This is a genomic window from Campylobacter concisus (assembly GCF_015229965.1).
GTDB classification, from domain to species: domain Bacteria; phylum Campylobacterota; class Campylobacteria; order Campylobacterales; family Campylobacteraceae; genus Campylobacter_A; species Campylobacter_A concisus_BD.
On sequence record NZ_JAAKZB010000002.1, the window covers coordinates 37,755 to 51,055 of the forward strand.

Genomic DNA, 13,301 nt, shown 5'->3' on the forward strand with positions numbered 1-13,301 from the left:
CCTATACAAATTTTTGCTTTATGCTAGCAAAAGTAATATTAAACGTTTCTTTATTAAATGATATTAATTATTTTCTAGTAATTTTTGGGTAATTTGCTCAGCGCTTATGCCAAGACTCTTTTCAACCTCAGCTGTCGAGCCATGCTGGATAAATTTATCATCATACTCAAAGCTGATGACGCTTATATTTGAAATTTTATTTTCTTGTAAAAAGGCGCTTATGATCTCGCCAACGCCGCCTTTTTTAGCGCTATCACTAAAGATATACCACTTTTTAGTGCGTTTTGCTAGCTCACATAAAAGCTCTCTATCAAGCGGCTTTACAAAGACTAGATCGACTAAGATCACCTCAAGCTTGCCAGCTAGTAAATTTCTAACCAAATTTGCCCTGCCAACTCCATTGCCATAGCCTAAAAATGCGGTCTCACTCTTTGCGTCAGCTAAAATTTCACCCTTGCCAAACTCTAACGGTTTAGCTTTAAACTCATCTCTTAAGATAAACGCCCCACGCGGATATCTAAACGCGCTAACGCCCTTGTAAGAGTAGGCAAATTCCATAACATTTTTCATGCTCTCTTCGCACCTTGGGGCAAAAAGAACCATGTTTGGCACAGCATTTAAAAAGCTAATGTCAAAAGCACCCTGATGCGTTTCGCCATCCTCGCCAACGATGCCAGCTCTATCCATCGCAAATGTGATGTTTAAATTTAGTATAGAAGCGTCGTGAATGACCTGGTCGTATGCCCTTTGCATAAAGGTCGAGTATATCGCGACAAATGGCTTAAAGCCCTCTTTTGCCATGGCTGACATCGAGGTAACTGCGTGCTGCTCGGCTATCGCCACGTCCCAAAAGCGGTCTGGAAACTCATGTATGAGCGCGTCCATGCCAGTGCCTGTTGGCATCGCAGCCGTAACACCAACGATGTCGCTATGCTCTCTTGCCATCTTTAAAAGCTGCTCGCTAAAGATCGCCGTGGCTGACTTGTTTGACTGTCTTTTTATAAATTCGCCACTTTTTAGATCAAACGGCCCAACTCCGTGCCAATTTTCATAGTAACCCTCGGCAAATTCATACCCTTTGCCCTTTAGCGTCTGCACGTGCACGATGACTGGTTTTTTCATGTTTTTGGCAGTTTTAAATGTGCTAAGAAGTGCCAAGAGGTCGTGTCCATCGACTGGACCTATGTACTCAAGTCCAAGCTCTTCAAAAAACATGCCAGGAGTGATGAGCCTGATACCCTCCTCCATGCGTCTAGCCATGTAAGCTGCAGAGTCTGGCATATAGCTTAAAAAGCGCTCGACCCTGCCTTTAAATTTTTGATAAAACTGCCCTGCCATCATCTGGCTTAGATACTTGCTAAGAGCGCCTATTGGCTTACTTATGCTCATCTCATTGTCGTTTAGGATGATGACGCAAGGATATTTTCTATCCCCAAGCTCATTTAGCGCCTCGTATGCCATGCCGCCACTTAGCGAGCCGTCGCCTATGACAGCTACTGGCAAGCGCTCTTCATTTTTTAGTTTGATAGCCTTTGCAGCGCCAACTGCAAGTGAAATGGACGTTGAGCTATGGCCTGCTACAAAGTAGTCAAATTTGCTCTCGCTTGGCTTTGTGTAGCCGCTGATGCCGTTAAATTTTCTAAGCGTATCAAATTTGTCCCAGCGCCCAGTTAGCAGCTTGTGCGCGTAGCTTTGGTGGCTCACGTCAAAGATAAACGGATCTTTTGTAACGTCAAAAATTTTATGCATCGCAACGATGATCTCGACTGCACCGATGTTTGAGCTAAGATGGCCGCCATTTTTACTAACGGTGGCTAAAATTTTATCTCTGATGTCGTGGCAAAGTGCGTTTAGCTCATCGACATTTAGGCTTTTAACGTCTTTATTCATTATTTACCAGCATTTTTAGCTTCTCAAGCCTTGTTTGCATCGTCGCATCGATGTTTCCGCCCTCGCTTATTATCACCACGCCACCTTTGCTTATGGCATCATCAGCGCTTACTTTTACGCGTTCGTTTTTACTAAATTGCTCTTTTAGATAGTCGCTATCTTCAGGATTTACGCGAATTTCTATATTTTTTACGTCGCTTAGCTCTTTTATAAGCGAATTTGCTAGGTGATGAGCGATCTGGCTAGATGCGCTTGAAACCTCTTTTTCTATCACCTCTTTTGCGATCTTTATCGCAGTTTGCCCAAGCTCTTCCTCGCTCTTTTTCAAAAACTCATCAAATTTAATGCACTGCTCGTCAAGCTTTGCAGCTGAAGCGCTAAATTTAGCCTCAAGCTCCTTTATCTTTGCCTCATTTGCAGCGTTTGTTTGAGCGATGCCTTCGTTTTTGCCATCCTCTTTTGCACGGGAGATCTCAACTTCAAGGCGCTTTGCAAATTCGCTCTCTTGATTTTCTATTTGCATTTGAAGTTTGATGATGTTGCTGCTTAGCTCATCTGTCTTTTTAAGTAGCTCCTCAACAAAGCTCGAGTCAAATCCAGGCTGGTGAGCTTGGCTATTTTGAGGCTGAGGTGCAAAGTGATTTTGCATATTTGGTTGCATTTGGTGAACTGGCTGGCTTTGCGGCGTAAAATTTTCACCACCTTGCTCTAAATTTTGCTCATTTAGCTCTTCACTAAGATTATTTTCTTCTATCAAAACAGGTGCGCTATCTTGGGCTCTTTCGTTGCTCCCAAGCACCTTAAATCTATAATTTTCTATAAAATGAGCCGGCGAGGTCTCACTTGTTATCACGCTACTTTTCATTCTATCATCTCATCTGCTTCGCCAACTTGGAAGACGCCTTGATCAGCTAGACCTTGAACGACCTCAACGATGCGTCTTTGCGCCTCTTCAACATCTTTTACACGAACAGCGCCAAGGTATTGCATCTCCTCTTTAAAGGCTTCGGCCGCACGCTGAGACATATTTGATAAAAATTTATCTTTAATGCCATCACTTGAGCCCTTAAATGCAACCATAAGGTCCTTTTTATCGACATTTTTAAGAATTTCTCTAATCGCAGTTGCGTTAAGGTTGATAATATCTTCAAAGGTAAACATAAGCTCTTTGATCGTTGTGGCAAGCTTATCGTCACTTTGTTCGATGCGCTCGATCGTGCTTTTGCTAGCTTTTTGACCAAGTCTGTTAAGCACTTCTGCCACAGCTCTTGGGCCACCAACCTCGACCTTGTAAGATGTGAGGCTCTCAAGTTTGCCCTCAAGCACAGTTGAGACACGCTTGATGACCGATGGGCTGATCTCGCCAAGATTTGCCATCCTGATCACAACCTCGCTTCTTAGCTCATCTGAGAAAAAGCTTAGCGTCTCGGCGGCACTTGTTGAGTCCATGTGGGCTAGGATTAGCGCGATAGTTTGAGGGTGCTCTTTTACGATGAAGTCTGCAAGCTGCTGTGGCTTTATCTTATCAAGATAGCCAAAGCTCTTTGAGTTTTCCATGCTTTTAGCAAGCTTGTCTAAAATTTTCTGCGCAGCTTCTGGACCAAATGTGCGGTATAAAATTTCTTTTGCATACTCTAAGCCACCGCTTCTCATATATTGATTTGACTGCATGAGAGCGTAAAATTCTTCTAAAATGGCGCCTGCAACTTGTTTGTCTATATTTTTTGCAGTTGCTATGTAGCCTGAAATTTCGGTGATGACATCAACATCCATATGAGAAAATATAAGAGCTGTCGCCTCTTCGCCAAGCTGGATTAGTAAAATAGCGATCTTTTCAGGCATTGAAAGATCATCATATATCATCTTTTGCTTATCGGTTAGTTTTATAGACATCAAATTTCCTTACGCATGTTAAAGTCACTATCGTTTTTAACCATATCTTGGAGTAAATTTGAAATTTCCTCACTTCGCTCGGTGACTACTATCTTCATCTTTTCAAGAAGGACGTCGTATTTTAGCTCATCTTCGTTAAATTCACCGCTAAGACCAAGCTGCTCCTCGACTTTCTTACGAGCAGCTTTAAATTTCTCAAGCGTATCTTCAGCATCCACCTCGATATCTTCAAGATCGTCCTGGGCTTGCTCCTCTTCTTCTTTCGTCTCTTCAAGCATCTTTTGCATAAATGGCACGATGACTTTTTTGTAGAAGATGTAGAGTAGCAGTGCTGCAAAGATGTATTTTAGTAGCGGCAAGAAAGGCATCACGTAGTTATTCATAAAGCCATCCATCTTCTCGCCAGTGCTGACATCTTTGCCAGTTTTAAACTCGAAGTTATCTAAGCTTACCTCATCGCCTCTATTTTGATTGTAGCCGATTGATTGTTTGATTAAATTTGTGATTGATTCTCTTTGCTCTTTGGTAAGTGGGGCAAATTCAAGTTCGCCAGTTGGCTTGCCGTCTTTATCCTTTTTGCTTTGATAAAGTCCGTCTATAACGACAGCTGCGCTCACTCTGTTTATGCTAGCAAACTGCCCTTTGACATTTGTCACTTTCTTTGAAATTTCGTAGTTTGTCTGCTGCGAGCTTTTGTTGTACTGCTCTTTTAAAGTGCTATCATCAAGACCTTGAACAGGGCCTATGTTACTAACTGCACCTGGTACGCCGCCTACTTCATTTGGAGCTGAGCCTTGACGCTTTTCTTCGATGTTGCTCTCGCTTCTTACGACGTTATTTGGGTCATAAACCTCGCTTTTTGTATCTTTTTTATCAAAGTCAAAGTCGATATTTACCTTTGCTACGACCTTATCTGCCCCGCCCACGATAGGAGCTAGGACATTTACGATCTTTTGCTCGTAGTTATTTTCAAACTCGCGCTTATAGCGGATCTGCTGAGCTATGGCATCACTATCAAACTCTCCGTCTTCATCGCCAAGTGCGACGCCATCTTGATTGACGATCTTGACATTTTCTGTGCTTAAATTTGTAACAGAGGCGGCGACTAGGTTTTTAATGCCAAAAATTTGCTTCGCATTTAGACTAACGCCTGGCTTTAGCTCGACTACGATCGAGGCCGTTGGGAGTGCTTGCCTTTCGGTAAAGACGCTCTCTTTTGGTATGGCTATTCTTACGGTTGCTTTTTGGATAGATGAGAGGCTCTCGATCGTTCTAGCTAGCTCGCCCTCAAGCGCTCTTTGAAATTTAACTCTCTGCTCGGCATCCGTTGCGCCAAATTCTTGCTTGTCAAAAATTTCAAAACCGATCTTGCTCTCTTTTGGTATGCCAAGCGTTGCAACAGCGATACGCTCTTTATATACATCGCTAGTTGGCACGAGAATAGTGCCTTCATTTGCTAGTTTATACTTTATGCCATCTTTATTTAGCTGATCGACTATTAAGGCTGAGTCGCTTGGGCTGATGTTTTCAAAAAGGACGCTATATCCTGCAAAGCTATCACTTTTACTTTTGTAAAGCGTTAAAAATACCAAAAAAGCCACTACTAAGACGATCGAGCTGCCTGCAACTATCTTTTGTTTTAGTGAAAGCTTTTGATAAATTTGACTTATTTGATGAAGTAATGCCTTAAAATCCATATCCCTACTTTAAAATTTGCTTTAACTCTTCAAAAACTCTATCGTTTTGCCATGCCTGACCGATGGTGATTCTCACCGCATTTAAGGCATAGCTTTTTAAATCTCGTAAAATTATACCTTTTTTTAGCATCTTTTCGCATATCTGGCTTGATTTTGGCTCATTAAATTTAAAAGTGATGAAATTTGTATAGCTTGGGATAAACTCGATGCCATTTTGCCTTGCAAACTCCTCATATCTCTTCATCTGCTCGAAGTTGTTTTGCATAGTTTTTTGCACAAATTCATCATCTCCAAGTGCTACTATCGCTGCTCTTAGGCTTGGAGTCGTGATGTTAAATGGAGCTCTTAGTTTTGAAAGAGCGCCTATGATCTCTTCATTTGCCACGCCGTATCCCACGCGCATGCCACCAAGTGCGTAGGCCTTTGAGAAAGTGCCAAGATAGATGGCATTTTTAAATTTCACCACCTCGCTTGGCTTTATCTCTTTTTTGCTATCTTTAAATTTAGCAAATTCGTTGTAAGCACAATCAAGCACCACAAGCGTGTTTTCACCAATGTTTTTTATAAATTTATAGACCTCATCGGCATCGATGCACTCGCCTAATGGGTTGTTTGGCAAGCAAAGAAAAATGACAGAAATTTCATCTTTGTGCGCGTTATAAATTTCTAAAAACTCACTCAAATTATGCTCCACACTCTTTGTGCGGTAAATTTTAGCCCCTGTTTGTTTTGCATAAATTTCATACATCGCAAATGTCACGCCAGCCATCAAAACACCACTTTGCTTGTTCGCCTTTGCGTGAAGTGCGTATTCTATGATCTGGTCGCTTCCAGAGCCGATGATTAAATTTTTGCTAGTTACGCCAAATTTCTTAGCCAGCCCCTCTTTTAGCTCAAAGTAACTATCGTCTGGATAGAGATGTGCGTTTTTAGCGACCTCTTTTAGCGCCTCTTCTACGCGTTTGCTCGTGCCAAAAGGATTTTCATTGCTCGCTAGTTTTATCACATCTTTTGCATCGATGCCAAACTCTCTAACCACAAGCTCGATCGGCTTTCCAGCCTCGTAATTTACTAGATCATCTAAAAAGTCGTTAAATTTCATTACTCTTCTCCGTTTAAATAGCTTCCAAGCCAAGTTATCTCCGCGCCGCTCTCTTTTGCGAGTTCAAAGGCGTTTTGCACCTTCTCATCGTCGATATGGCCTTCAAAGTCAAGGTAAAAAATTGACTTAAATTCGCGCTGTTTGATAGGGCGTGACTCAAGTTTTGTGATATTGATATTCTCATTTTTAAAGATAGAAAGCAGATCAGCAAGGCGTCCTGGACTGTGATCAGTCTTTGCTAGGATCGAAGTTTTTGAGTTTTCAACCTTGGCATTTTTAAAATCGCTTAAGATCAAAAATCTCGTTCTATTTGCCATATTATCTTCGATCGTTTCATAGACGATTGGCACGTTGTAAATTTTAGCTGCGATTTTTGAGCAAATGGCGGCTGATTCTCTATCCATAGATGCCATATATGCAGCTGCTGCGGTTGATTTAGCTGGGACAAATTCGACCTCGTTTAACATATGATCTTCTAAAAATTTACGGCACTGGTTGTAGCCTTGCGGATGTGAGTAAATTCGCTTTATCTCTTTTAAATTTTCATTTATGCTAACAAAGCTGTGATGGATATCTACGTAGAGCTCTGCCACTATCTTTATATCATCAAATTTACTCAAACAATCAAGCGTAGCCCCAACAGCGCCTTCAGTGTTGTTTTCGATAGGCACGACACCGTATTTTGCCTCTTTTTGAGCTAGCTTTGTAAAAACTGCCTCGATCGTAGCAAGTGGTAAATATGCACTCATCGCGCCAAATCTACTCTGCGCCGCTTGATGCGTATAAGTGCCCTCAGGTCCTAGATAGACGATCTTTTGAGGCATCTCTAAATTTCTACTTACAGCAAAAATTTCAAGATAAATAGCCTCGATCGCAGCCTTATTTAAGGCTTTATCTTTGCTAAGGCTAGTTAAGCGGTTTATGATAGCTCGCTCGCGCTCAGGGCGATATATAGGCGTCCCAGTCGTTTGCTTTAGCTTGCCGATTTGCTCGACAAGCTTCATCCTCTCATTTAATTTATTTAAGATGAGATCATCGATACTATCGATCTCTTTTCTAAGCTCATTTAGCTCTTGCATCAGCGCTCTCCAAAAACTCAATCTCAGGTGCCACGACGTCCTCGAAACTCTCGCGTCTTCTTATCAGCCTATCTTTGCCATCAAGCACGCAAACTTCAGCGGCTCTGTTTCTTGTATTGTAGTTTGAGCTCATACTAAATCCATAAGCTCCAGCCCCTTTAACCACGATGACGTCGCCACTTTCACACTCTGGTAGCTCTATATCTTTTGCCAAAAAGTCGCCGCTTTCACAAACTGGACCGACCACGTCACAAGTGCCTAAATTTTCATCCTTGCCATCGACAAAAATTTTGTGATGCGCGCCATAAAGGCTTGGTCTTATAAGATCATTCATCGCGCCATCAGTGATGACAAATCTCTTTTTGCCATTAAATTTCTCATATAAAACGCTTGCTACAAAGTAGCCAGCATTGCCCACGATGAAGCGTCCTGGCTCGCAAACGATGGTCACATTTTGACCCTTTAGCGCGCCTAAAATTCCTTGTGCATAGTCGTATAAATTTATCTCTTTTTCATCGTTATATATGATGCCAAGTCCGCCGCCAACGTCAAAGAATTTGATATCGATCTCAAGCGCTCTTAGCTCTCTTAAAAGCTCGCTAACGATCTTTGCAGCGTCTATTATCGGGCTTAGTGAAGTTAGCTGCGAGCCGATATGAAAATGTATGCCAGTTGGCTCAAGAAACTCTGAAGCTTTAGCGTGGATATACATCTTTTTAGCTGTTTCCGCATCGACGCCAAATTTGTTTTCATTTAGCCCTGTTGAGATATATGGGTGTGTTTTTGCATCAACGCCTGGATTTACCCTGATGCTAATCCTTGCCTTTAAATTTAACCCTTTTGCGATCTCTTCAAGCCTTAAAAGTTCGGCAAAACTCTCAACATTTATCAGTAAAATTTCATTTTCTAAAGCCTCTTTTAGCTCTTTATCGCTCTTGCCAACGCCGCTAAAGATGATCTGATATCTCTTAGCTCCAGCTAACAGCGCTCTTTTGACTTCACCGATGCTCACGCAGTCAAATCCTGCTCCAAGATCAGCTAGAAATTTTAAAACGCTTAAATTTGAGTTTGCTTTTACAGCGTAGCAAACCAGAGATTTTCTAGCGTAAAATGCGTTTTTTAGCGCCTCGTAGCGCTCTTTAATGTAGTTAAAATCATAAACGTAAAGTGGGGTTTTGTATTTGCTTGCAAGCTCTTTAAAATCCATAAAATAGCCTTTTTTAAAATGGCTTGATTTTACAAAAAAGTTGCCAAAATTTGGCTTAACGATGCGATTTTATGAGATAAATGGCGTATGCAAAAAGCAAAATAACAGGAAGCACCATGCCGATCTCTGGCAAGATGACTGAGGTTTGAGCAAATTTGGTTAAGATAAAGAGAAGCCCCCAAACTACGAGTGTTATCACAACAAAGATAAATGTTGAGAGTGCGAGGTTAAAAAACCTGCCAGTTACTGGCAAATGATAGTAGAAAATAAGCAATAAAAATGGTGCAAAAAATGGTGTGATAGCAAGGTTATAAAACGCAGTCCTTGCGCTATCAAGCCCTATGCCTTCGTTTTTAAATGTCTTTATAAAATTTATCGCATCAGGTATGTTAAATTTCGAGTTTTCAACGCTTGCAGCACTCTCGATACTCTTTGGCTTAAAGCCTCTTAATGCATCTAAATTTTCGCTTTTTACCTTGCTAAAGCCATTTTCGCCAAGCTCTAAGCTTTGAGGCAAAAAGGTCTGATTTACATCTTCTAAAACCCACTCATTGTCTTTAAATTTAGCGTGGTCGGCAAAGGTTGTCGAGAGCAAGTCAGTGCCATTAATGTCAAAAATTCTCACGTCATTTGCTCTTTGCTTGGCTGAGTTTAGCTCTTTTATATAGATAAATTTGCCTTCAAATTTCAAAAATGAGTCATTTGTACTTTTTGAAAAAGCGGTGTTTTTAGCGATACTTTTTTGATAGTCATGCGCATAAGCAAATGGCGTAAAATTTAGCCCAACGTAAAAAATCGTCACAAAAAATGCGATGAGAAATGGTGGTAAAATGAGCTTGTTTTTACTGATGCCAAGAGCATAAAAGCTGATTAGCTCGTTTGAGCGAACCATATTTACATGCAAAATTATTAGCGCAAAAATGAGCGAAAGTGGTAAAACGTAGCTAATGGCACTTAGCGCAGTAAGGCCAACATAGAGTAGCTGAAGGTTGGCAGATGGCGGCAGATCTTTTAAATTTGTGAGCAGATCAATGCCAACATAAAATAGCTCAAGCGCTAAAAATACGATAAGAAAAGATTTTATATAGACCCAGCCAACGTATCTGGCGTATAGTTTCATTTGATAAGACCTTTTTTTACCGTAAATTTTTGTGAAATTTCGTTGATGTCGCTCTTTAGTAGCTCGCAAACTGCATTTTTTGTATAGGACAAAATTTCATCTAAAGCCTTTTTCTCCTCGTCGCTAAACTCGCCAAGGACAAAATTTTTAGCATCGCCCTCATGTCCGATACCAACACGCACTCTTTCGTAGTCGTTGCCTATTAGTCCGTCGATCGATTTTATGCCGTTGTGTCCGCCGCTACTGCCGCCTTTTTTAAATTTAACCGCGCCAAAACTAAGATCAAGATCATCGTGAATGACAATTATCCTATCTGGCTTATAAAAGTCTTTTACTGCCTTTATGCTTTGACCTGAGAGGTTCATAAAGGTCGTTGGTTTTAACAAGATAATGTCATTAAATTTAAAAACTTCGCCTTGAAATTTGGCTGAGCTAACATCTTTGAAATTTGAGTCTTTTAGGAGGTCTATAAGCATAAAGCCTATGTTGTGTCTAGTGTTTTCGTATTTGGGACCAGGATTTCCCAGCCCCGCTATTAGTGTCACAAAAGCCCTTTTTATTTAGCTTTAATAACTCCAAGTACCGCAACACGGTCAGCGTCAATGATAGTAACGCCTTTAGGAGCTGTGATATCACGAACCAAAATCGTATCATCAATGTCAAGTTTGCTTACATCAACGTCAAATGAATTTGGTAAATTTTCAGCCGTGCATTTTACGCAAAGACGTCTTTTTGACTGGATCAAAACGCCCTTATTTTTAAGACCAATAGGTGTTCCAACTGGCTTAACTGGGATCATATATTTTGATAAAACGCCTGGAAGTGCTACTTTTAGATCTACGTGTTTAAGATCGCTTGTAACAACATCTCTTTGGTAATCAACAATAACGACATTATAAACTTTTCCGCCTACTTTTACATCAAAAGCAAGGCTCTCTTTTTTGCGTGCCTCTTTGATAAAGTCATTGACTTTAAAAGCAGCTGCAACATTCTCTAATCCCTTGCCATAAATGTTGGCGATTAGATAACCATCTCTTCTCAAAGCCTTCGCAGACTTCTTACCGATACTCTCTCTAACGATACCTTCTAACATCGTTTTCCTTTCATAAAAAATAGGTGCTGATTTTATCTAATGCTTTATAAATTTCACATAAAGCTTACTAAATTTCTTTAAGCGCGATCACTTCAGGTTGGTCTTGTTTGCTTTGAGGTTTGCCAAAATTTACACCATTTTCAAAGCTAAAACCTGCCACATTTGAGCTTTTTATCTTAAGCTGCAAATCGCCCCTATTGCTAGCATTATCAAGTGCTACTTCGGCACTAATTATCTTATTTTCATAAAGCTCAAGCAGGTGCTGATCAAAAGTTTGCATGCCATAAGTATTTTTTGACTCAGCTATGGCAAGATCGATCTCATCAAATTTCTCTTCAGATATGAGCTCTTTTATGCGGGTATTTTTTCTCATGATCTCAACTGCTGGGCGTCTTGTGCCAAAAAGCGTCTTAACTAGCCTTTGTGAGATGACGCAAGCAAGCACTGAAGAGAACATAAGGCTGACTTTATCTCGCTCACCTTGTGGGAAGCTATTTACTATTCTATTTACGCTCTCTTTTGCATCAAGTGTATGAAGTGTCGAAAGCACCAAGTGTCCAGTCTCAGCAGCTCTAATGGCAGTCTCAATCGTCTCAAGATCTCTCATCTCACCCACCAAGATGATGTCAGGATCTTCTCTTAATGAAGCCCTTAGCGCATCTGAGAAATTTAGCGCATCTGCCCCGATAGAGCGCTGGTTGATTATACTTTTATCGTCGTTAAATACGTATTCGATCGGATCTTCGATAGTCACGATGTGTGATCTTTTTGTCTGGTTGATGAAATTTATCATGCTTGCAAGCGTTGTCGTCTTGCCACTTCCAGTTGGGCCAGTCACTAGGATGATGCCACGAGTGGTCTCAGTGCAAATTTTTTCTATCACGCTTGGTAAATTTAAATCTTTTATGGTTGGGATTTTCGTTGGAGTGACACGAAAGACAGCAGAAATTCCATTTATCTGCAAAAACATATTTACACGAAAGCAGTACTCATCATTTAGTTTATAAGAAAAATCTATATCTTTTTTATCCATAAACTCATCAAATTTAGCCCCCAAAAGCTCTTTTGCGATAGCCACCGCATCACTAGGGCCCAAATTTTCTTCGCTAAGTGGCATGATCTCACCATTAAATCTACCATAAACAAGGCTTGCAGACTTTAGATGAAGATCGCTGCCGCCTTTATCCACTAAAGAGCACAGATATGAGTCTAGGTCTTTTTTGGTCATTAAAGTGATTTCATAATCTCATCAAATGCTGCAACAAACTGCTTTAAGCCGTCATTTAAAAGCTCTTTATAAGTAGCATTTATATCGATCTCATTATTTTTTATGATGTGAAAAAAGCTTGAGATATTCTCTTTACTAGGGGCATTTTTTGCCTCAGCTTTTTCTTTTATAAATTCTTTTATCGTATCTATCGGAGCTGTGTTTATAGAGTTTTTATACATTAGCTCCCTAACGTAATAATCCCCTCTTAAGCCACCACCTTTTACACCAGTGCTTGCAAAAAGTGTCCTTACATTTTCTAAGCCAAAATCCTCAATAATATGATAGATATTTGCAGCGTTCATTATGCCGATCTGTCCTGTTGGTAGGCTCTTTGCAGCCATCGTCTCATCAAGCTTTCTGTCAAATCTACTAACAAAAACACTGATCACACCTTTTGGCATCGTCGTATCCACAAAGCGGCTTGCATAAGCTTTGCTACCCTCTTTAAAAGCCTCTAGGCAGTTTTTAGCCTGATCAGGCGAGAAAATGAGCGTCGCATTTACGCTGATACCTCTTGCCATGAGTGCGCTCATCGCTTCATAGCCCTCTTTTGTAGCTGGAATTTTTATCATGACATTTGGCATTGAGATAAGGTTATGAAGCCTGATGCCCTCTTCTATCGTCGCAGCTGTTTCGCCACTTAAATTTGGATCGACCTCGATGCTAACAAAGCCATCATCGCCATTTGCGTAGTTTTTTAGCATTTTACATGCGGCGATCTTAATATCTTGGGTCGCTAAAATTTCATAGAGATCTTTTGGGTGACGCTTGTTGCTATTTTGTATGATCTGTTTATAAGCAGGTGATGCAAAAGCTGTTTTAAAGATAGCTGGGTTGCTTGTAGCTCCGTTTATAACGCCTTTTTCTAATAAAGAGTTGAATTCGTTTTGCAAAAAATCTCTCTCTATAAAGTCACACCAAAGAGAAAATTTAGCTTCATTGTCATACAT

Annotated in this window: 12 protein-coding genes; all 12 read right to left on the reverse strand. The window is 40.6% G+C overall.

Annotated elements, in window-relative coordinates; genetic code table 11:
• Nucleotides 1-63: 63 nt before the first annotated feature.
• The 12 genes from dxs to G6W43_RS01315 all read right to left on the reverse strand — a co-directional run bounded on the left by dxs (nucleotide 64) and on the right by G6W43_RS01315 (nucleotide 13,301).
• Complete coding sequence (gene dxs / locus G6W43_RS01260) at nucleotides 64-1,890, reverse strand: 1-deoxy-D-xylulose-5-phosphate synthase (protein ID WP_194168961.1); 1,827 nt, start codon at nucleotides 1,888-1,890, stop codon at nucleotides 64-66.
• Nucleotides 1,883-2,755, reverse strand: coding sequence for a flagellar assembly protein FliH (gene fliH / locus G6W43_RS01265; protein ID WP_012001436.1), 873 nt, complete (start codon nucleotides 2,753-2,755; stop codon nucleotides 1,883-1,885). The genes dxs and fliH overlap by 8 nt, the downstream gene beginning before the upstream one ends.
• On the reverse strand, nucleotides 2,752-3,783 hold the full coding sequence (gene fliG / locus G6W43_RS01270; RefSeq protein ID WP_012001435.1) for a flagellar motor switch protein FliG: 1,032 nt from the start codon (nucleotides 3,781-3,783) through the stop codon (nucleotides 2,752-2,754). Before fliG ends, fliH begins: the two co-directional genes overlap by 4 nt.
• Nucleotides 3,783-5,480 (reverse strand): flagellar basal-body MS-ring/collar protein FliF, encoded by a 1,698-nt coding sequence (gene fliF / locus G6W43_RS01275; protein WP_103597392.1) that lies wholly within the window; start codon nucleotides 5,478-5,480, stop codon nucleotides 3,783-3,785. The genes fliG and fliF overlap by 1 nt, the downstream gene beginning before the upstream one ends.
• A gap of 4 nt (nucleotides 5,481-5,484) precedes the next feature.
• The gene (gene hisC / locus G6W43_RS01280; RefSeq protein ID WP_194168962.1) at nucleotides 5,485-6,582 is read right to left on the reverse strand and encodes a histidinol-phosphate transaminase; all 1,098 of its coding nucleotides are present in this window, start codon (nucleotides 6,580-6,582) and stop codon (nucleotides 5,485-5,487) included.
• Nucleotides 6,582-7,661, reverse strand: coding sequence for a prephenate dehydratase (gene pheA / locus G6W43_RS01285; protein ID WP_103568285.1), 1,080 nt, complete (start codon nucleotides 7,659-7,661; stop codon nucleotides 6,582-6,584). The genes hisC and pheA overlap by 1 nt, the downstream gene beginning before the upstream one ends.
• On the reverse strand, nucleotides 7,645-8,868 hold the full coding sequence (gene lysA, locus G6W43_RS01290) for a diaminopimelate decarboxylase (RefSeq protein ID WP_194168963.1): 1,224 nt from the start codon (nucleotides 8,866-8,868) through the stop codon (nucleotides 7,645-7,647). The genes pheA and lysA overlap by 17 nt, the downstream gene beginning before the upstream one ends.
• 55 nt (nucleotides 8,869-8,923) lie before the next feature.
• The gene (locus G6W43_RS01295; protein ID WP_103634947.1) at nucleotides 8,924-9,988 is read right to left on the reverse strand and encodes an LptF/LptG family permease; all 1,065 of its coding nucleotides are present in this window, start codon (nucleotides 9,986-9,988) and stop codon (nucleotides 8,924-8,926) included.
• Complete coding sequence (pth, locus tag G6W43_RS01300; RefSeq protein WP_149711886.1) at nucleotides 9,985-10,533, reverse strand: aminoacyl-tRNA hydrolase; 549 nt, start codon at nucleotides 10,531-10,533, stop codon at nucleotides 9,985-9,987. The genes G6W43_RS01295 and pth overlap by 4 nt, the downstream gene beginning before the upstream one ends.
• 11 nt (nucleotides 10,534-10,544) lie before the next feature.
• The gene (locus G6W43_RS01305; RefSeq protein WP_002939542.1) at nucleotides 10,545-11,081 is read right to left on the reverse strand and encodes a 50S ribosomal protein L25/general stress protein Ctc; all 537 of its coding nucleotides are present in this window, start codon (nucleotides 11,079-11,081) and stop codon (nucleotides 10,545-10,547) included.
• 67 nt (nucleotides 11,082-11,148) lie between these two features.
• On the reverse strand, nucleotides 11,149-12,309 hold the full coding sequence (locus G6W43_RS01310; RefSeq protein WP_103573185.1) for a type IV pilus twitching motility protein PilT: 1,161 nt from the start codon (nucleotides 12,307-12,309) through the stop codon (nucleotides 11,149-11,151).
• Entirely contained in the window at nucleotides 12,309-13,301 is a 993-nt protein-coding gene (locus G6W43_RS01315; protein WP_107796597.1) for a transaldolase, read from the reverse strand. The genes G6W43_RS01310 and G6W43_RS01315 overlap by 1 nt, the downstream gene beginning before the upstream one ends.

Excerpts from the sequence above, each read along its gene's own strand:
- dxs (WP_194168961.1), bottom strand. The coding sequence starts at position 1,890 with ATGAATAAAGACGTTAAAAGCCTAAATGTCGATGAGCTAAACGCACTT.
- fliH (WP_012001436.1), bottom strand. The coding sequence starts at position 2,755 with ATGAAAAGTAGCGTGATAACAAGTGAGACCTCGCCGGCTCATTTTATA.
- fliG (WP_012001435.1), bottom strand. The coding sequence starts at position 3,783 with ATGTCTATAAAACTAACCGATAAGCAAAAGATGATATATGATGATCTT.
- fliF (WP_103597392.1), bottom strand. The coding sequence starts at position 5,480 with ATGGATTTTAAGGCATTACTTCATCAAATAAGTCAAATTTATCAAAAG.
- hisC (WP_194168962.1), bottom strand. The coding sequence starts at position 6,582 with ATGAAATTTAACGACTTTTTAGATGATCTAGTAAATTACGAGGCTGGA.
- pheA (WP_103568285.1), bottom strand. The coding sequence starts at position 7,661 with ATGCAAGAGCTAAATGAGCTTAGAAAAGAGATCGATAGTATCGATGAT.
- lysA (WP_194168963.1), bottom strand. The coding sequence starts at position 8,868 with ATGGATTTTAAAGAGCTTGCAAGCAAATACAAAACCCCACTTTACGTT.
- G6W43_RS01295 (WP_103634947.1), bottom strand. The coding sequence starts at position 9,988 with ATGAAACTATACGCCAGATACGTTGGCTGGGTCTATATAAAATCTTTT.
- G6W43_RS01305 (WP_002939542.1), bottom strand. The coding sequence starts at position 11,081 with ATGTTAGAAGGTATCGTTAGAGAGAGTATCGGTAAGAAGTCTGCGAAG.
- G6W43_RS01310 (WP_103573185.1), bottom strand. The coding sequence starts at position 12,309 with ATGACCAAAAAAGACCTAGACTCATATCTGTGCTCTTTAGTGGATAAA.
- G6W43_RS01315 (WP_107796597.1), bottom strand. The coding sequence starts at position 13,301 with ATGTATGACAATGAAGCTAAATTTTCTCTTTGGTGTGACTTTATAGAG.